A 16547-nucleotide genomic window follows, 5' to 3' on the forward strand; every position below is an offset into this window, starting at 1 on the left:
TGGAACGCTGTCATTCCCCAGCGTTCACCGGCTCGATCGAGAACACCGGCAAGCCCCTGTGGGTGGACCGAAAATACGCCTCGGCATGCGTGACCAGTGCCGGATCTCGCACTTGATCTGAGGAATCTGCGGTACGCTGTTGCGGCTGCCCAGCATGGAAGCTTGAGAAAGGCTGCTTCAGCCCTCAACATCTCGCAATCGACGCTGACGCGGCGCGTGCAATTGCTGGAACATCGCATCGGGTTTCGCATTTTCGATCGTAGCGCTGGCGGTGTTCGTCTCACCGCCGCCGGGCAACTGTTCCTCAAAGAGGCCTGGGTCGGCGCGCAGCAACTCGGCCAAGCCATCGAGCTTGCCACGTCTATTCAGCAAGGGGAACGAGGAGATCTTCAAGTGGGTGTATTGCTGCCGCTTGCCGGCGGTCGCTTGCACCTGGCGCTCAAAGAGTTTCACCAACGCTATCCGCATATACGGGTCTGTCTTCATGAGGGATCCCAGCAGCAGGATTTGGCGCGCGTGATGACAGGCGAGCTCGATATATCCTTCATGGCCGGAACGCCAAAGTTGAGCGGCCAGGAGGCGTTGCAGCTCTGGACGGAGAGCATTTACGTCGCGCTGCCCGAAAACCACAAATTGACCGAGCGCGAGGCGCTAGACTGGGACGACATCGCCAGTGAAACCTTCGTCGTAAGCCAGCACGGTGCAGGTCCGGAAATCCGCGACTATCTCGTGCGGAAGCTCTCGGCGCCCAGCTTCAGACCCAAGATTGATGTTCACGACGTCAGCCGGCATAGCCTGCTGAACATCGTTGCGATGGGTTACGGCATATCGCTCGCGAGCGCGTCGATCGCTTCGGGCATGTCGGAAGGTGTGACCTTCCTGCCGATCCGGGGTGACCTTGAGCAACTCGCGTGGAGCGCGGTCTGGTCGCCGACCAACTCGAATCCCGCACTGCGCTATTTATTACGGCTCGTGAAAAACATCGCGTCCGGGTGGCTCTCGCATGCTGGTGCGAATGGCGCTGGCGCGGCTCTTATGATTGCGACCGGTTTTAATGCGTTGATGGATCCTTCATTTTGCGGGCTCGCGCAAATCCTCGATCCGTTTGTATGAAGCGCTGTAGCATCGCGACTATCAGCTTCGCAGGGTCCGGGGCTGTCACGCCCTCCTGGCGAGCGAGAATCTCACCATAGTCTTGCAGGTCCCGAAACAGCTTTCCAGGCAATTCCAGCGAGACCTTGACGGGCTTGTCTTCCGCAATGGCACCAAGTTTCAGCTTGGTCATTTTCAACTCCCATAGGGTTCGAGGAGCAAATCGCGGGTCACGATAATCCGGACAGGAAACCCTGGCCGGATTGTGAGGGTTGGCGCGATATTGAGCTGCCGGCGCACGATTTCCTGGCCGGCCTGGTTGAAGGTATCTTCGCCGCCATTGCGGATCGCGCGTAGCAAACGATCATCGTCATCGATTGCGAGTTCGGTGCCCACGCTGAGTAGTGTCGACAAGCCGGCGGCTTTCGCCAGATCCCACCAGTGATAGTCCACGCCGTCCTGCAATCCGGCATAGCCTGCGCCGTCGGCGCCAGGTTGGCGTTCCAACACAAGCGAGTGTCCGTTGGGGAAGATCAGGCGGTTCCAGACCAACAGGACCCTGCTTTGGCCGAATTGCACGTTGTTGTCGTACTGCCCGATGATGCGGGTGCCCTGCGGCACAACGACAAAGCGGCCGGTTGCGCTGTCATAGATATTCTCTGTCACCTGAGCGGTTATCTGACCGGGAAGGTCCGAGCGGATGCCGGTGATGAGGGCAGCGGGAATCACCGATCCTGCTTGCAATACGAAGGGCGAGGCCGGCGGCGTGATGCGATCAGGCGCAACGGTGCGGCGATCGGCGGCAGCGTTGAGAAAGGCGAGCTGACGATCTTGCGTCGTGGGCGTGGCGGACGCTGCCGGGGGACCGGCCAACTGCGAGAGATCGAGGCCGGCTCCTGCGACGGGCGGCGACGCCGAGGGCTGACTTTGAAAGAAGACCCGGCTCGTGCGCGCAGCTTCGTTTTCGGCAATGCGCCGCTGTCTCGCCTGATCCGCGGCCGGCGCTGGAGCCGCTGCGCCCGGCACGGGTTGGCCGCGGCCTTGCGCGCTGACGATCGGGCGTCCGAGATCGCCGGGCAAAGGCGGCCCTAGCCGCGGAACGTCACTGTAAGTCGATGGCAGTCCGACCAGGCCGTCGGCGGTCGATCGATTGTCGGTTGAGTAGAGTTCCTTTGGCGGTGCGCCATCATGGGCGCTCTGCAGCGCGTAGATCAGCGCGCCCCCGATTCCGACGCCTGCAACAACACCGAGGGCGCCCAAGACCTTGCGCGAGATGCGGGTAACACGCGGCGTTGCCCCCCGAAGCCGCATCGGCGCATTGGTATCGGCCGACGGCTGCTGCACAATTTCGGCCTCATCGTTGTCATCGCGCTCGTCGTGGAATTCGGATTCGTTCATGATGTCGGTCTCCCGTCGACGCGCACGATCCGGACGGTCTGCTGTCGCTTGCCACTGCCAAGACGCAGTTCGGCCGCGGCAAAAATCCGGTCGACGATCAGAATGTGATGATAGACGCGGCTATTGACGATCTGCGGCTCGCCATCGGCGCCGATCACGAACAGCGGCGGCATTTCGCCCTGCGCGATCCCGCCGGGAAATTCGATATAGACGTGGCGTCCATCGTCGAACACCGAAACCGGCGTCCAGGGTGGAGTGTCGCCTGTCAGAGCGTATCGGTAATGCCGTGCAGACGTAGGCGGGATTGCGGGCGTCGCCGGCACGGCTGCGTCCGGTCCCGCTAGCGGCGCAGGATAGGACCAAGAGACGGCAGGCATAAAGAGCGTCTTGCCGGCGCGCAGTTCGATCATATAGGTGCGCCGCGTGGTGGTGATGACAAGGTTTGTGCTGATATCATCGCGCGTTGGCTTCACGAGGACATGGATTTGTTGCGTCGCGCCGCTGCCGCTGGTCGTGTCGCCGATGATCCAGCGCGCGGTGTCTCCAGCGGCAATCGGACCCTCGCCAGTCAGTGTTTCGCCGGGTTCCAGCGCGATGTTGGTAACATGCCCGGGTGCGGCATAAACCTGATAGAGCGCCCCTTCGCTCCACGGATAGATCTGGATTGCATTGTAATAGCCGTCCCGGCGCGGTTCGATCCGTGCAGCCGCATTGGCATTTTCGATGCGCCCCGCGGGGGTCGCAGCATCGGCGCCGCCATGCGCGGGCGTCCATGCCGGCGGAACCTGGAGCGGCTTGGGCCTGACCACCTTCACCTCAGGCACGGCCGGTAGCGGCGGTACGCTGGAGTCGTAGCCGATCTGCGGAGGTTTGCCGGTCGACGCGCAACCGCCAAGCGCACTTGCGGCAATGATGAGAAGCGGAAGTGCGGATTTACGGAATAGCGGCAATCCGCGTTCGTGAGAGCCCGCACTCATTGTTCGAGCTCCCGCGACCAGTTTATGGCGTTGATATAGATGCCGAGCGGGTTCTTGCGGAGGCGGTCGGCGTCGCGCGGGGGCTGGAGGACGATCGTCAGGATTGCCGTCCACCGGGTCGTGCCGGCAAGCTGTCCGTTTTCGTAGCGCCGCTCCGTCCAGGCCACGCGGAAACTGGTCGGCGAAGCACGGATAACGCTCGAGACGTCGACGGCGATCTCGCGCTGTCCGATGTCCTTGAAAGGATCGTTCTCGCGCGCATAATCGTTTAGCGCCGCTGCCCCGCGGTCGGTCGTGAAGTCATAGGCCCGCAGCCAGTTCTGACGCAGCACGATGGGATCCGAGGGGATCGCGCGAACCTCCTCGATAAAACGCGCAAGATGGTATGCGATCTCGGCGTCTGATGGCGTATAGCCCGCGGTGGCCGGTGCGACGGCCTGGACCTGGCCGAGCTTGTCGACTTCGACCACCCAGGGCACAACCGTCCCTTGCGTGGATTGCCAGACCAGCGCTGCTGCGAAGCCTCCGGAGAGAAACAGGGAGCCAAAGGCCATCAAGCGCCAATTGCGCGCCTGCACGCGCGCGGTGCCGATGCGGTCGTCCCAAATCTGGGCTGCACGCTGATATGGTGTCACCGGCTCGGGGCTCTTGCCATAGTGGGTCGTGGGGCGCTTGAAGAGGCTCATGGTCGATCGCTTTCAGAAACGGAGATGGAGGAACCGCCGCCGTGGCTATCGCCCGCACGCAGCGAGTGCGCGGCAAGCGTGACGCCATGGCTCATCGACTGGGACCGCTTCATGCGTTTTGCCCGGGCAGGCGGCCCATCGGGTGTTGAGGACGTAGCCGAGGCCGCACCAGCGCCCGCTGCGGCGGGATCGGCCGCGCCGGTGACAGATCGGCCACCTGCCTCGAAACTGCTCTTCATCGAGGCGGCAGCGCGGCGGAAGGGGCTGGTCGCAGCCGAACCCACGCTGGAGGCCGCTGCGCGCGCGACGCCGGTCGCGCCTCCCGCGCGGTAGGCCGCGGTCGCGCCGCCGGCGAGTGTCGAGCCACCGCGCGCCGCTGCTGCGGCTCCGCCTGCAAGGGCGCCGACGCCCCCCGTGGCCATACCGACGGCCGCACTGCCTGCCATCGCCGCGCCGCCGACCACCAGACCGGTTCCAACGGCCGAGCCGGCACCGAGCTGCGGGCCGCCGGAGACGATGCCATTGGCAATTCCAGGACCGAAGATCCCCAGTCCCAGCAGCGACAACGCGGCGAGTACGATCGCCATGGCATCGTCGATGGAAGGCGTAGCCCCGCCGAATCCGGCCGTGAATTCGGAGAAGAGTGTCGAGCCGATGCCGATGATGACCGCAAGGACGAGAATCTTGATGCCCGACGAAATGACATTGCCGAGCACACGCTCAGCCATGAAGGCCGACTTGCCGAACAGCCCGAAGGGGATGAGGACGAAGCCGGCAAGCGTCGTCAGTTTGAACTCGATCAGCGTGACGAAGAGCTGAATTGCGAGAATGAAGAAGGCAAGCAGGATCAGCACCCAGGCAAAGAGCAGGCAGGCGATCTGGACGAAATTTTCGAAGAAGGAGACCCAGCCCATCAGGCCGGAGATGGAATCGAGCAACGGCCGGCCGGCGTCGAGCCCCGTCTGGGCCACCTGCCCAGGGCGCAGAAGATCGGCGGTGGTGAACCCAGTACCCGATGCCTTCAGCCCAAGTCCGGCGAAGCTCTCGAAGACGATGCGGGCCAGGTTGTTCCAATTGCCGATGATGTAGGCGAAGACGCCGACAAACAGGGTCTTTTTCACGAGCCGGGCGATGATGTCGTCATCCGCGCCCCACGACCAGAAGAGCGCGGCAAGCGTGACGTCTATGACGATCAAGGTCGTGGCGATGAACGCCACCTCGCCGCCGAGCAGGCCGAAGCCGCCGTCGATGTACCGTGTGAAGACCTCGAGGAAATGGTCGATAACGCCCGTGCCGCCCATGCTCATTGCTCCGGCAGGGGAGCCGGCGCCGACTCCTTGCTAAGGGACGCCTCGTCTTCGCTGGGGAACATCGAGGCAGGCGGGTGCGCGGCCGGCGCTTGACGCGGTTTTGGAGTATGGCCGAGAAAACGCTCGCGGTTGGTGGCCCAGGCATCCAGGCAGACAGGATCGCGTTCCGCCGCGATGCCCATGTCGCGGCAGTGCCGCAGTGTTTGTGCGAGCGGATCGGATGGGACGACCACGGGCGCCGGCCTCGCCGCAATCGGCGACTCCTCCTTCCGGGAGAGCTGGATCAGCGACGCCGCAATCGCGAACCCGACAAAGATCGCTGCGGCAATGCGGGCGGTCGTTTTCCCTTCCATCGCTTGGGTCCACGGCTCAATCGTTGCCGTAGAACATTTGCGCATTGCCGGGCTTGTAGCCCTCGCCCGGCGTGAGAAAGCGGCGGCGCTGTTCTCGTCCCTGCTCGGCGGCTGCGGCGCGCTCGGCATCAGCGAGTGCCTGTGCCCGGCCATTTGCCGCGATAACAGCCGTGAGATCGGCGAGCTGCTGCGCTTGGAGCGCGAGAAGCTGATTGCCGGCCTGGGTCGCCTGCAGGGCACCGGTTGCCCCCTGGCTCTGTCCGACGAGCGCGGCCATTTCGCTGCGATTGGTGTCGATATTGCCGACGACGCCGGCCTGCACGCGCATGGCGTCCTGCAAGCCCCCCACCGTGTTTTGCCAGCGCGTCTTGGCATCGGTGATGAGTTGCTGATCCGGTGCGCTGAGGCTCACATTCTTATATTGACGATCGAAGACCTGATCGACCTGCTGGACATTGTAGGCGATGTTTTGGGCTTGCTGCAAAAGCGCCTGCGTCCGGCTCACCGATTGCTGAAGCTGTTGGAGCGAGGAATATGGCAAGCTCGCGAGATTGCGCGCCTCGTTGATCAGCATCTGCGCTTCATGCTGGAGCGACGTGATCTGATTGTTGATCTGCTGTAGCGCGCGCGTCGCAGTGAGCAGGTTTTGGGCGTAGTTGGTGGGATCGTAGACGATTCCACCAAAAAACTGGGCATGGGCCGGCGTCGCAGAAAACGATATTGTCGCGATCGACGTCGTAAGCAACGCGGCAGCAAGGGCCGTCTTAGGGAAACGCGGATTCATGGCTGGCTCTCCAGGTTGTTGAGATTGGGAATAAGGTCGGCGGCCCAGGCGACGCCGCGCCGGCGCAACCAGGCCGCCAGAAATCCCACGTCGCGGGTATCGGCGAGAATTTCGGCGATCATGATCTGGTCGGATTTGGAGGAGGCGGCGCAGAGCGCGAGCGCCACATCGCCGAGACCAAGCTCGAACAGACGATTGCCGCGGCGCGACTGGCAATAATAGTCGCGTTTGGGCATGGCGCGTGCGAGAATCTCGATTTGGCGGTCGTTGAGGCCGAACCGGCGGTAGATGGCGGTGATCTGCGGCTCGATCGCGCGTTCGTTCGGCAGGAGAATGCGGGTCTGGCAACTTTCAATGATGGCAGGCGCGATCGCACTGCCGTCGATGTCCGAGAGACTTTGGGTGGCGAAGACGACGCTGGCGTTTTTCTTCCGAAGGGTTTTCAGCCATTCGCGCAGTTGCCCGGCAAATCCCTCATCGTCGAGCGCCAGCCAGCCTTCATCGACGATGAGCAGCGTCGGGCTGCCATCCAGGCGGTCCTCAATGCGGTGGAAGAGATAAGCGAGCACCGCCGGCGCGGCACCGGTCCCGATGAGCCCCTCGGTCTCGAAAACCTGCACCGACGCCGCGCCGAGACGCTCGGTTTCTGCATCCAGCAGTCTGCCATAAGGCCCGCCGACGCAGTAAGGCCGTAGGGCCTGCTTGAGATCGTTCGACTGTAGAAGCACGACCAGGCCGGTGAGCGTGCGTTCCTCGACGGGAGCGGAGGCGAGCGATGTGAGCGCCGTCCATAGATGCTCCTTGACCTGCGGCGATGCAGCGACGCCCTCGCGCATCAGGATTGCGGCGATCCAGTCGGCCGCCCATGCGCGTTCCTGCGTGTCGCCGATCCGTGCGAGCGGCTGAAGGGTAACGGCATCACCGTCGCCCTCCGCCAGGCCGCCGCCGAGATCCTCCCAGTCGCCGCCCATGGCAAGCGCTGCAGCCCGGATGGAGCCGCCGAAGTCGAAGGCGAAGACCTGGGAACCGGCGTAGCGCCGAAATTGAAGCGCCATCAAGGCAAGCAGCACGGATTTGCCGGCGCCGGTCGGTCCGACCACGAGCGTGTGCCCGACATCGCCCACATGAAGGGAAAGCCGGAACGGTGTTGAGCCTTCGGTTCTGCCGTAGAGCAGTGGGGGCGCGTCGAAGTGCTCGTCCCGTTCCGGCCCCGCCCACACGGCTGACAGGGGGATCATGTGGGCGAGATTGAGCGTTGAGATCGGTGGCTGCCGGACATTGGCATAGAGATGGCCGGGCAACGAGCCGAGCCAGGCATCCACCGCGTTGACGGTCTCGGACATCGCTGTGAAGTCGCGGCCCTGTACGACCTTCTCGACAAGTCGGAGCTTTTCGTCTGCGGCTTTCGGATCGGCATCCCAGACGGTCACGGTCACGGTCACATAGGCCTGGCCTGCATAGTCGGCACCCAGCTCCTGCAGCGCGAGATCAGCATCGGCCGCCTTGTTGGCGGCGTCGGTGTCGACCAGGGTCGACGCCTCGTTGGTCATGACTTCCTTGAGGATCGCGGCGATCGACTTGCGCTTGGCGAACCACTGCCGACGAATGCGGGTCAGAAGTTTGTTGGCGTCGGTCTTGTCGAGGAGGATCGCGCGCGTCGACCAACGATAGGGAAAAGCGAGCCGGTTGAGATCGTCGAGTATTCCCGGCGTGGTTGCAGTGGGAAATCCGACAAGCGTGAGAATGCGCAGGTGCGCGGTGCCGAGCCTCGGCTCGAGCCCGCCGGTGAGCGGTTGGTCGGCCAGCAGCGCGTCTAGATACATCGGGGTTTCGGGTACGCGGACCCTGTGCCGGTTGGTCGAGACGGTCGCATGGAGATAAGTGAGCGTCTCAGCATCATCGAGCCAGGCGCATTCCGGCATGAAGGCGTCGATGAGCTGGAGGGCGCGATCAGTGCGATCAAGAAAGCCCTTGAGCGCTTCATGCGGGTCAACGCCGCGCTCGGCTTTGCCTTCGTAAAGCCAGCTTTCGGCGCGCGCCGCATCCTCGGCGGGCGGCAGCCAGGCGAATGTGAGAAAATAGCCCGATTCGAAATGGGCGCCCTCTTCTTCGAACTCGGCCTTTCGTTCGGCATCGACAAGTGCAGAGGCGGGTTCGGGAAAGCGGCTGTCGGGGTAATAGGGTGCCGGCTGTCGCATAGCTTCGACGAAGATCGCCCAGCCGGAACCGAGGCGACGCAAGGCATTGTTGAGCCGGCCCGCAACCGCGACCAGTTCAGCGGGGACCGCGCTGTCGAGGTCGGGGCCGCGAAAGCGCGCGCTGCGCTGGAAGCTGCCATCCTTGTTCAGGACGACACCTTCTCCCACCAGCGCGGCCCAAGGCAGGAAATCGGCGAGGCGCGTGGCGGTCTGACGATATTCGGCGAGGTTCATCATCGCGTCAGACCCTCAGATGACCGGGAATGCGCAGGTGCCGACGCACGACATCGACAAATTGGGGGTCACGCTTTGCTGCCCAGACCGCAGCGAAGTGACCGATCGCCCACAGACCCAGACCAACGAGCCAGAGACGCAGGCCAAGTCCAAGCGCCGCTGCCAGCGTTCCATTGAGGATCGCCACCGAGCGGGGCGCGCCTCCGAGCAGGATGTGCTCGGTCAGCGCCCTGTGGACCGGCACGGCGAAGCCCGGAACCTCGCCCTGATCGATCGGCCCGGGCATTATACGAGCGCTCCGCCGCCGAACGAGAAGAACGAAAGGAAGAAACTCGACGCTGCAAAGGCGATCGAAAGGCCGAAGACGATCTGGATGAGCCGGCGAAAGCCACCCGAGGTATCGCCGAATGCCAGCGTCAGGCCGGTGATGATGATGATGATCACGGCAATGATCTTCGCCACCGGCCCCTCAATCGACTCCAGGATCGACTGGAGCGGCGCCTCCCAGGGCATGGACGAACCCGACGCATGCGCCGCCGGCGCCAGCATCATGCTGAAAAGAAGGACCGAGGCGGTCGAGGCGATACGCTTGCGAAAGCGAGGAATGCGGCTGATCATGCGGGTGCTCCTTCGATGGGCAAGGTGACAGGGCTGATGCGGTAGTCGCCATCGGCGCCGGTCCCTTCAACGCGAGCGAGTTCGGCGAGCCGGCGCGAACGGCCGCGGCCGGCGAGGACGGCAACGATGTCGATGGTTTCGGCGATAAGCGCGCGCGGCACGGTGACGACTGCTTCCTGGATGAGCTGCTCGAGGCGCCGTAGCGCACCGATCGCACTTCCGGCGTGAATCGTACCGATGCCGCCCGGATGTCCTGTCCCCCAGGCTTTGAGCAGGTCGAGCGCTTCGGCGCCGCGAACCTCGCCGATCGGAATCCTGTCGGGACGCAGACGGAGCGAGGACCGCACCAGGTCGGAGAGTGTGGCGACGCCGTCCTTGGTGCGCATCGCGACGAGATTCGGCGCGGCGCATTGCAGCTCGCGCGTGTCTTCGATCAGTACGACACGGTCGGCGGTCTTCGAGACCTCGGCGAGCAAGGCATTGGTCAGCGTCGTTTTGCCGGTCGACGTGCCGCCGGCGACAAGGATGTTGCGCCGCTCGGCAACGGCAAGGCGCAGAACCTCCGCGTGGGCCGCCACCATAATGCCCCCGGCCACATAGTCGTTGAGCGTGAAGACAGCGACGGCGGGCTTACGGATCGCGAACGCCGGCGCGGCGACCACAGGCGGCAGGAGACCTTCGAAGCGCTCCCCCGTTCCCGGTAGCTCCGCGGAGACGCGCGGCGCGCCGGGGTGGACCTCGGCCCCGACATGATGGGCGACGAGACGAATGATCCGCTCGCCGTCGGCGGGAGACAGCCGTTCTTCAGTTTCGGTGAGGCCCTCCGAAAGGCGGTCGACCCAAAGGCGTCCGTCGGGATTGAGCATCACCTCGACGACGGCGACGTCTTCCAGAAATTCGGCGATCGCGGGACCGAGCGCCGTGCGCAGCATGCGCGCGCCGCGTGAGCTTGCCTCCGTAATGTTCTGTACATTCGCCATGTCGCCCCATCCTTGTTCGGGCGCGCCCTGCGCGCGGCCATGGATTGGGGAAAAGTAGAAGAGGCAGAAATTCGACGAGTTCAACAACCGATGCGTGGCCATCGTGCTGTAGCGTAGAAAGACAGGGAATCGGCGGATTCCGTTCAGCGAACGGTCGAGTGACTTAGGCGCAAGGAAAGCGAATCGGACAGCCGCACCAGGATATGGCGAGCCTCTCAATCACCGGAGGGGCTGATATCCTCGGAGATCTCCTGGCGGAGCTTTGGCCCCTTGGCGAGGCGCCGGCCCAGTGCGGCGACGAATGCCTCATAGCGCTCTCCCGCCTTGGCCCGGGCCGCTTGGGCGGCCGGCTCGGGCAGTGCCGGCGTCGTCGTGAGCCAGAAGCGAACGAACACAGCCAATGTTTCGACGGAAATCCCGAGATCGCGCTCGAGGCGGGCCATGCGGCGATCGAGCTGGTCGAGCCGTTTGGCGACTACGGCCTCGCGTCGTTCCGCGTCGTCGGGAGAGAGGAACGACGCGATCGCGGCTTCGGCAACCATGGACTGCGAGCGGTCACGGCGCGCCGCATAATCGGCAAGCATCGTCATGACTTCCGGGTCGAGATAGACTGAGATTTGCGTTTTCTTCCTGCGACCTGACATGCTTCAGAGCTCCAGGCCGTCTTTCGGGTCCATCGAAACCTGTCGTGCCACGCGTTGCATCATTCGGCTCATTCGATTGTTGCGCGCCGGGGCTTCCTGATCGTCATCGGCAGCGTCAAAATCGAACTCATTTTCGAGCGGAGGCTTCTTTTCGACCGGCTTCGTGCGGTCGAGCTCAGGCTGGCGCCGAGGCTCCGAACCGGTCGTGTCTTCGTCGTCGGACAGGCTCCTATCGGCGCTGACTTGCGGGACGGCAGGCAATGGCAGGTTCGTCCAGTCATCGGCCTTCCCTCTGGGCGATGCCGTCGTTGCCGGCGGTGTCAGGATGCGCTCCCCGAAGCGCCTGTCTTCGAAATAGCGCACTTTCTTCGCCCGGATCGGCGGAGTGCCAGCCACCATGATGATTTCATCGGCGGCAGGGAGCTGCATGACCTCGCCGGGCGTAAGCAGCGGCCGCGCGGTTTCCTGCCGCGACACCATGAGGTGTCCGAGCCAAGGCGAGAGGCGATGCCCTGCGTAGTTTTTCATCGCCCGCATCTCGGTTGCGGTGCCAAGTGCATCTGACACGCGCTTGGCGGTTCGCTCGTCGTTGGTGGCGAAGCTCACCCTGACATGGCAATTATCGAGGATCGAGTTGTTCGGCCCATAGGCTTTTTCGATCTGGTTCAACGATTGCGCGATCAGGAAGCTCTTGAGCCCGTAACCCGCCATGAAGGCGAGCGCGCTCTCGAAGAAGTCGAGACGGCCGAGCGCCGGGAACTCGTCGAGCATCAGCAGAAGTTTGTGACGAGCGGTCTTCGCGTGCAGGTCTTCGGTCAGCCGCCGCCCGATCTGATTGAGGATCAAGCGGATCAAGGGCTTCGTGCGGTTAATGTCGGAGGGAGGCACGACCAGATAAAGCGTCGTGGGGTGCTTGCCGCCGACCATATCGGTGATGCGCCAGTCGCAGCGGCGCGTCACGCGCGCGACCACGGGATCGCGGTAAAGGCCAAGGAACGACATGGCTGTTGAAAGTACGCCGGACCGCTCGTTCTCGGACTTGTTCAACAACTCGCGGGCGGCGCTGGCGATGACCGGGTGTGGGCCGGCCTCACCTAGGTGAGCGGTCTTCATCATCGCGGCCAGGGTTGACTCGATCGGCCGTCGGGGATCGGACAGAAAGGCAGCAACGCCGGCCAAGGTCTTATCCTGTTCGGCGTAGAGGACATGCAGGATTGCGCCGACCAAGAGCGCGTGACTGGTTTTTTCCCAGTGGTTGCGCTTTTCCAGCGACCCTTCCGGATCGACCAGGATATCGGCGATATTCTGAACGTCGCGCACCTCCCATTCCCCTTTCCGGACCTCCAGAAGTGGATTGTAGGCAGCCGATTTCGCATTGGTCGGGTCGAAGAGCAGCACACGGCCGTGCCGCGCGCGAAAGCCTGCCGTGAGTTGCCAATTCTCGCCCTTGATGTCGTGGACGATGGCGGATCCGGGCCAAGTGAGTAGCGAGGGTATGACGAGCCCGACGCCCTTGCCGGATCGCGTCGGGGCGAAGCACAAGATATGCTCCGGCCCCTCGTGGCGCAGGTAATCGTTTCTGAGCTTTCCAAGAACGACGCCATCGGGACCGAGGAGCCCGGCCGCCTCGACTTCATCCTGGTTTGCCCATCGCGCCGATCCATAGGTAAAGACATTGCGCGCTTCGCGTGCGCGCCAGATCGACATGAGGATCGCGACCGCGATGGCGATGAATCCTCCGGACGCGGCAATATAGGCGCCTTCGACAAAGATCGGCGGCGCGTAGGCGTCGTAGAAATACCACCACCAGAAGAAGGAAGGCGGATAATAGACCGGCCAACCGGCGATTTCGAACCATGGCGTCCCGAGCTGAGGCTGAAAGCCGAGCCGATATGCCGTCCACTCCGTCGCCGCCCAGGTCGTGGCGAGGACGATTGTGAATACGATGAGGATCTGGCCCCAGAGAATTTTCGTGCCTGACATGAGCAATAACCCGTGCAAATAGCACTACGCTGGGAGGCAGGAGCAGCGCGGACAAGACCTGCCGCCCGGCGATCGAGGGAACGGCGGCTAACGGATACACAACGGCGGGTGTGCGGAGCCGACCGCGCTTTGGCGCTTTGCGCTTGGATTGACACCCGCGCTCAACGGCCGAGTCCTCGCTGGCGAGCGAAGCTCCAGTCGACTCCGCCATCGCCGCGCCCAACGCCGGAGATGTGATGGCCAAGATGCTTTTCCATCGAGGGTGTCCAGGGGACGAGCTGAAAGCCGAGGCCATCGTCGATCATCGCAAAGCGGCCAGAGGAAAGCGTGAAGCGGCGACGATAAGTGCCGGCGACATACTCACCGCTTTCGGCGCGCTGGAAAGACTGGCCGGTCTGATCGGCGAGTTTCTCGCCCAGCGCCTCCACGTCGCGGCGGCGCAGCGTCTCGAGGAGACTGCGAGCGAAGACTGTGCGCCGACCTTGCCGCTCGGCGAAGCCCTGCTCGACTAAATGTTCCGCACGGCGGTCGAGGGCATCGCGGACGTCGGCGCCGAACCCGCTCTCGGACAGCACTGCCGGGTCGCGCGAGGTGTTCTGCCGATCGAGCCAGGTTGCGCCGATCGCGGTTACCTGATGTTCGATATCGAGATCCGAGCGCACCGCGAGCGCGACACGGCGCTGGCCGCGCGAATCGTCATAGGCGCGCAGCTCGACGATCGAACCTGGAGCACTGTCGCCGGCGGCGTTGAGATCAGCGAGCCTGATGTGATGGCTCCGTCCATCGATGCCGTCGACCACGGCATAGGCGCTGCCCTTGAGTTCGTCATCAAGGCCGCGCTCGGCCAGGCGGCCGACAATCGGCGCATCGAGACTTTCAGCCGCCAGTACATAATCCGCTGATCCGCGCTCGATGCCGCGTGCCGTCAACGCATGGTGCATGCGCTTGATGATGTCGCCGCGTTCGCCGAGTTCGCGCAGCGTTGCCTCGGCCTTGTCGTCGATCGTCCATTGGCCGGCACCGATCTGCTCGGCGAGGCCGAGTGTTTCGAGCTTGCGCAGGCGTCCGACCTTGAGTGCGTGGAATGCGTCGGGCTGTTCGCCAGTCGGCGGCGCGACATCGATGATGCCGGTGCGTCGACCGTCGCGAAGGAGCTGGCGGTCGAGCTGTGTCAAGCGTTCGGATGCGATCTGACTTTCAAGACTGCGCCGGATGTCGAGATCGGTGCGCGGGCCAAGCTCCTGGGTGATGAGATCGCGCGCCCTGTCGCGCATGCCTTGCTTGATATAGTCGCGCGAGATGACGAGATCCTCGCCGTCGTCCCGCACGCCGCGCACGATGAGATGGACATGCGGATGCTCGGTGTTCCAGTGATCGACCGCCACCCAGTCAAGGCTGGTGCCGAGATCTCTTTCCATCTGACCCGCGAGTTCCTTTGTGAAGGATCGCAGATCGGACATTTCCAGCGCGTCGTCGGGTGAGACGATGAAGCGGAAATGATGCCGGTCGCCCTCGCACCGCTCGGCAAAGGCGCGGCCATCCGCTTCCTCCTCTCCCGGTCCGAACAGCCGCGCCTTTTCCCCATCCCGGGTGACGCCATCGCGGCGCAGGTAATCGAGATGGGTAGCGAGCGGCGCCGTGCGTGCCGATTGGCGTACCACGCGCGCCTTGATGACGGCGCCCCGCGATCGCGCTGTGATGAGGCGGTTGGCCTGGATGCTGGCGCGCTGGCCGTGGCCGAAGCGCGAGCGATTGCCGGACGTGATGCGCCCGGATCGCGACACGCCGCCACCCGCCTTCTTTGCGGCTGCCAATGCTTGCGCGATGAAGGGCCGTGCCGCCTGCGCACGCGTCGAGCGGATACGGCCAGGCCGGATGCGGAACTCGCGTTCATCGGCCATGAAATCGCTCGACACTGTGCGAAAAATGACGGAAATCCGCTGCTCTGAGCTCGGAGCGCACATTGTGCCACGCGTGGACAATGTGCGGAGCGCAGGCAAAACGCCCAGAAAACCAACCGACCGACCGGCGCACAATGTGCGCCCTTTTATCCTGCCATCGTCCGGTTGTGGTGCTCGTCCTTCCCCGCCATGCCGCCTCTTCCACGCTGCGCTTCGCCACGACGCGATCGGGCAGCATTCCTATCATTGCCCGCGTGCTCCATCCGCCTGGCGCACGAACAGGCCGCTGGAAACGGTCTCAACAGGAGCAATTTGGCGCGCAGCCGACGGCGTTGTGGATGCCATCGAAGCACTGAAATTCTGCTCGTCATCTGCAACCGGACTGCTGCCGGTGCGCTCGACGAATAGCGGCGCACGCATCCATGCGAGGGGGTCGGGCACGGCGACAGCAACGGGAGCGATGCGGCCTTGAGCACCGATCCGCGGCGCGATCATCGCAACATAGGTGACCGTTTCAGCCGGCAATGGACGGCCGGTCGCGCGATATGCCTCATATCGGCCGGGACCGGCATTATAGGCCGCGAGAAAGCCGGGTGCGCCGTAACGGTCGTGCATTTCGCGCAAGTAAGCGGCGCCGGCAAGGATGTTGTCGCGCGGATCATAGGGATCGCTGCCCAGCCCATATCGCGCGCGCAACACTGTCCAGGTGGCAGGCATGATCTGCATGAGGCCCATCGCGCCTTTGGGTGAGATCGCGCGCGCATCGCCTCGACTCTCGATACGCATGACAGCATAAATCCACGCCTCGGGAATGCCGAACCGCTGCGCTGCCTCGGTAACGAAAGGCGCATAAGGATCGCGGACCGAACCGGCGGTCGGCGGCGGCGTCTGCGCCTCGACCAAGGCGGCAGGAGCGCCGGTCAGAACAAGACCGGAAAGGAGAAGGAGGACTGTCAGCCGGACGGTGGTGAACCGCCCGGCGACACGTTGATTGCGGCAGGCTGGCATTTTTCAATCCCGCTCGCCGCGTTTGGGCGGGCGACTCCAGTGCAGCACCCAGGAGGATTTATCGTCGGACGACTGGAACAGGTTGGCGCGGATAGGCTGCCCGAAGCTCGGATCGTCGAACTGAAGCGAGACATAGTCGCCCGCTTTGTCGCCAGTGCGATTCCAGCCCGCTCCGATCTCGGGGCCGGCTTCGTTGTTCATGCCGTCGAAGATGTGAACGCGAAAATGGGGCGCGTTCTCGGCCTCGGAAGGTTCGGCGGGAAGGATGATGATATCCTGGTGCAGCAAGAGTGTGTCGAGATGACCGATGAAGCCGGAATCATCGCGGGTGAATTGACCGATGAGAGACATGGTTTCTTCCTTGGGATGGGCGGTGAGGAT

General features: G+C 63.7%; 17 protein-coding genes. 1 reads left to right on the plus strand and 16 read right to left on the minus strand.

The features are described from left to right. Window positions 1–96: 96 nt before the first annotated feature. Window positions 97–1113, plus strand: coding sequence for a LysR family transcriptional regulator (locus KNJ79_RS21310; protein WP_084490770.1), 1017 nt, complete (start codon window positions 97–99; stop codon window positions 1111–1113). Here the strand turns inward: KNJ79_RS21310 and KNJ79_RS21315 are convergent. The 16 genes from KNJ79_RS21315 to KNJ79_RS21390 all read right to left on the minus strand — a co-directional run bounded on the left by KNJ79_RS21315 (window position 1052) and on the right by KNJ79_RS21390 (window position 16517). Then, window positions 1052–1285 carry a DUF2274 domain-containing protein gene (locus KNJ79_RS21315; protein ID WP_084490767.1) on the minus strand — a complete coding sequence of 78 codons (234 nt, stop codon included), beginning with the start codon at window positions 1283–1285 and terminating at the stop codon, window positions 1052–1054. The genes KNJ79_RS21310 and KNJ79_RS21315 overlap by 62 nt on opposite strands. A gap of 2 nt (window positions 1286–1287) precedes the next feature. Further along, window positions 1288–2490 carry a TrbI/VirB10 family protein gene (locus tag KNJ79_RS21320; RefSeq protein ID WP_021316541.1) on the minus strand — a complete coding sequence of 401 codons (1203 nt, stop codon included), beginning with the start codon at window positions 2488–2490 and terminating at the stop codon, window positions 1288–1290. After that, the gene (gene trbG, locus KNJ79_RS21325; RefSeq protein ID WP_031294208.1) at window positions 2487–3467 is read right to left on the minus strand and encodes a P-type conjugative transfer protein TrbG; all 981 of its coding nucleotides are present in this window, start codon (window positions 3465–3467) and stop codon (window positions 2487–2489) included. The genes KNJ79_RS21320 and trbG overlap by 4 nt, the downstream gene beginning before the upstream one ends. Continuing rightward, window positions 3464–4153, minus strand: a complete 690-nt coding sequence (trbF, locus tag KNJ79_RS21330; RefSeq protein WP_021316539.1) for a conjugal transfer protein TrbF — start codon at window positions 4151–4153, stop codon at window positions 3464–3466. The genes trbG and trbF overlap by 4 nt, the downstream gene beginning before the upstream one ends. Beyond that, the gene (gene trbL / locus KNJ79_RS21335) at window positions 4150–5454 is read right to left on the minus strand and encodes a P-type conjugative transfer protein TrbL (RefSeq protein WP_031294206.1); all 1305 of its coding nucleotides are present in this window, start codon (window positions 5452–5454) and stop codon (window positions 4150–4152) included. Before trbL ends, trbF begins: the two co-directional genes overlap by 4 nt. A gap of 2 nt (window positions 5455–5456) precedes the next feature. Beyond that, on the minus strand, window positions 5457–5816 hold the full coding sequence (trbK-alt, locus tag KNJ79_RS21340; RefSeq protein ID WP_021316537.1) for a putative entry exclusion protein TrbK-alt: 360 nt from the start codon (window positions 5814–5816) through the stop codon (window positions 5457–5459). 16 nt (window positions 5817–5832) lie between these two features. Then, window positions 5833–6600 carry a P-type conjugative transfer protein TrbJ gene (trbJ, locus tag KNJ79_RS21345; protein WP_021316536.1) on the minus strand — a complete coding sequence of 256 codons (768 nt, stop codon included), beginning with the start codon at window positions 6598–6600 and terminating at the stop codon, window positions 5833–5835. After that, a complete protein-coding gene (trbE, locus tag KNJ79_RS21350) occupies window positions 6597–9035 on the minus strand; it encodes a conjugal transfer protein TrbE (protein ID WP_021316535.1) in 2439 nt (812 codons plus the stop codon). Before trbE ends, trbJ begins: the two co-directional genes overlap by 4 nt. A 4-nt stretch (window positions 9036–9039) precedes the next feature. Next, window positions 9040–9318, minus strand: coding sequence for a VirB3 family type IV secretion system protein (locus KNJ79_RS21355; RefSeq protein ID WP_021316534.1), 279 nt, complete (start codon window positions 9316–9318; stop codon window positions 9040–9042). Then, the gene (locus tag KNJ79_RS21360) at window positions 9318–9650 is read right to left on the minus strand and encodes a TrbC/VirB2 family protein (protein WP_021316533.1); all 333 of its coding nucleotides are present in this window, start codon (window positions 9648–9650) and stop codon (window positions 9318–9320) included. The genes KNJ79_RS21355 and KNJ79_RS21360 overlap by 1 nt, the downstream gene beginning before the upstream one ends. Then, window positions 9647–10630, minus strand: coding sequence for a P-type conjugative transfer ATPase TrbB (gene trbB, locus KNJ79_RS21365; RefSeq protein WP_021316532.1), 984 nt, complete (start codon window positions 10628–10630; stop codon window positions 9647–9649). Before trbB ends, KNJ79_RS21360 begins: the two co-directional genes overlap by 4 nt. A gap of 215 nt (window positions 10631–10845) precedes the next feature. Next, complete coding sequence (locus KNJ79_RS21370; protein ID WP_021316531.1) at window positions 10846–11274, minus strand: hypothetical protein; 429 nt, start codon at window positions 11272–11274, stop codon at window positions 10846–10848. 3 nt (window positions 11275–11277) lie between these two features. Next, on the minus strand, window positions 11278–13257 hold the full coding sequence (locus tag KNJ79_RS21375; protein ID WP_021316530.1) for a conjugal transfer protein TraG: 1980 nt from the start codon (window positions 13255–13257) through the stop codon (window positions 11278–11280). A gap of 161 nt (window positions 13258–13418) precedes the next feature. Beyond that, on the minus strand, window positions 13419–15158 hold the full coding sequence (locus tag KNJ79_RS21380) for a relaxase/mobilization nuclease domain-containing protein (RefSeq protein ID WP_031294201.1): 1740 nt from the start codon (window positions 15156–15158) through the stop codon (window positions 13419–13421). 243 nt (window positions 15159–15401) lie between these two features. After that, complete coding sequence (locus KNJ79_RS21385; RefSeq protein WP_021316528.1) at window positions 15402–16166, minus strand: lytic transglycosylase domain-containing protein; 765 nt, start codon at window positions 16164–16166, stop codon at window positions 15402–15404. Window positions 16167–16169: 3 nt separating this feature from the next. Next, on the minus strand, window positions 16170–16517 hold the full coding sequence (locus tag KNJ79_RS21390; protein ID WP_031294197.1) for a DUF736 domain-containing protein: 348 nt from the start codon (window positions 16515–16517) through the stop codon (window positions 16170–16172). Between the last annotated feature and the right edge of the window lie 30 nt (window positions 16518–16547).

It is taken from the genome of Sphingopyxis indica (assembly GCF_032879645.1).
GTDB lineage: Bacteria > Pseudomonadota > Alphaproteobacteria > Sphingomonadales > Sphingomonadaceae > Sphingopyxis > Sphingopyxis indica.

Excerpts from the sequence above, each read along its gene's own strand:
- trbF (WP_021316539.1), bottom strand. The coding sequence starts at position 4,153 with ATGAGCCTCTTCAAGCGCCCCACGACCCACTATGGCAAGAGCCCCGAG.
- trbE (WP_021316535.1), bottom strand. The coding sequence starts at position 9,035 with ATGATGAACCTCGCCGAATATCGTCAGACCGCCACGCGCCTCGCCGAT.
- trbJ (WP_021316536.1), bottom strand. The coding sequence starts at position 6,600 with ATGAATCCGCGTTTCCCTAAGACGGCCCTTGCTGCCGCGTTGCTTACG.
- trbK-alt (WP_021316537.1), bottom strand. The coding sequence starts at position 5,816 with ATGGAAGGGAAAACGACCGCCCGCATTGCCGCAGCGATCTTTGTCGGG.
- trbG (WP_031294208.1), bottom strand. The coding sequence starts at position 3,467 with ATGAGTGCGGGCTCTCACGAACGCGGATTGCCGCTATTCCGTAAATCC.
- KNJ79_RS21355 (WP_021316534.1), bottom strand. The coding sequence starts at position 9,318 with ATGCCCGGGCCGATCGATCAGGGCGAGGTTCCGGGCTTCGCCGTGCCG.
- KNJ79_RS21380 (WP_031294201.1), bottom strand. The coding sequence starts at position 15,158 with ATGGCCGATGAACGCGAGTTCCGCATCCGGCCTGGCCGTATCCGCTCG.
- KNJ79_RS21315 (WP_084490767.1), bottom strand. The coding sequence starts at position 1,285 with ATGACCAAGCTGAAACTTGGTGCCATTGCGGAAGACAAGCCCGTCAAG.
- KNJ79_RS21360 (WP_021316533.1), bottom strand. The coding sequence starts at position 9,650 with ATGATCAGCCGCATTCCTCGCTTTCGCAAGCGTATCGCCTCGACCGCC.
- trbB (WP_021316532.1), bottom strand. The coding sequence starts at position 10,630 with ATGGCGAATGTACAGAACATTACGGAGGCAAGCTCACGCGGCGCGCGC.
- KNJ79_RS21320 (WP_021316541.1), bottom strand. The coding sequence starts at position 2,490 with ATGAACGAATCCGAATTCCACGACGAGCGCGATGACAACGATGAGGCC.
- trbL (WP_031294206.1), bottom strand. The coding sequence starts at position 5,454 with ATGGGCGGCACGGGCGTTATCGACCATTTCCTCGAGGTCTTCACACGG.
- KNJ79_RS21390 (WP_031294197.1), bottom strand. The coding sequence starts at position 16,517 with ATGTCTCTCATCGGTCAATTCACCCGCGATGATTCCGGCTTCATCGGT.
- KNJ79_RS21370 (WP_021316531.1), bottom strand. The coding sequence starts at position 11,274 with ATGTCAGGTCGCAGGAAGAAAACGCAAATCTCAGTCTATCTCGACCCG.
- KNJ79_RS21375 (WP_021316530.1), bottom strand. The coding sequence starts at position 13,257 with ATGTCAGGCACGAAAATTCTCTGGGGCCAGATCCTCATCGTATTCACA.
- KNJ79_RS21385 (WP_021316528.1), bottom strand. The coding sequence starts at position 16,166 with ATGCCAGCCTGCCGCAATCAACGTGTCGCCGGGCGGTTCACCACCGTC.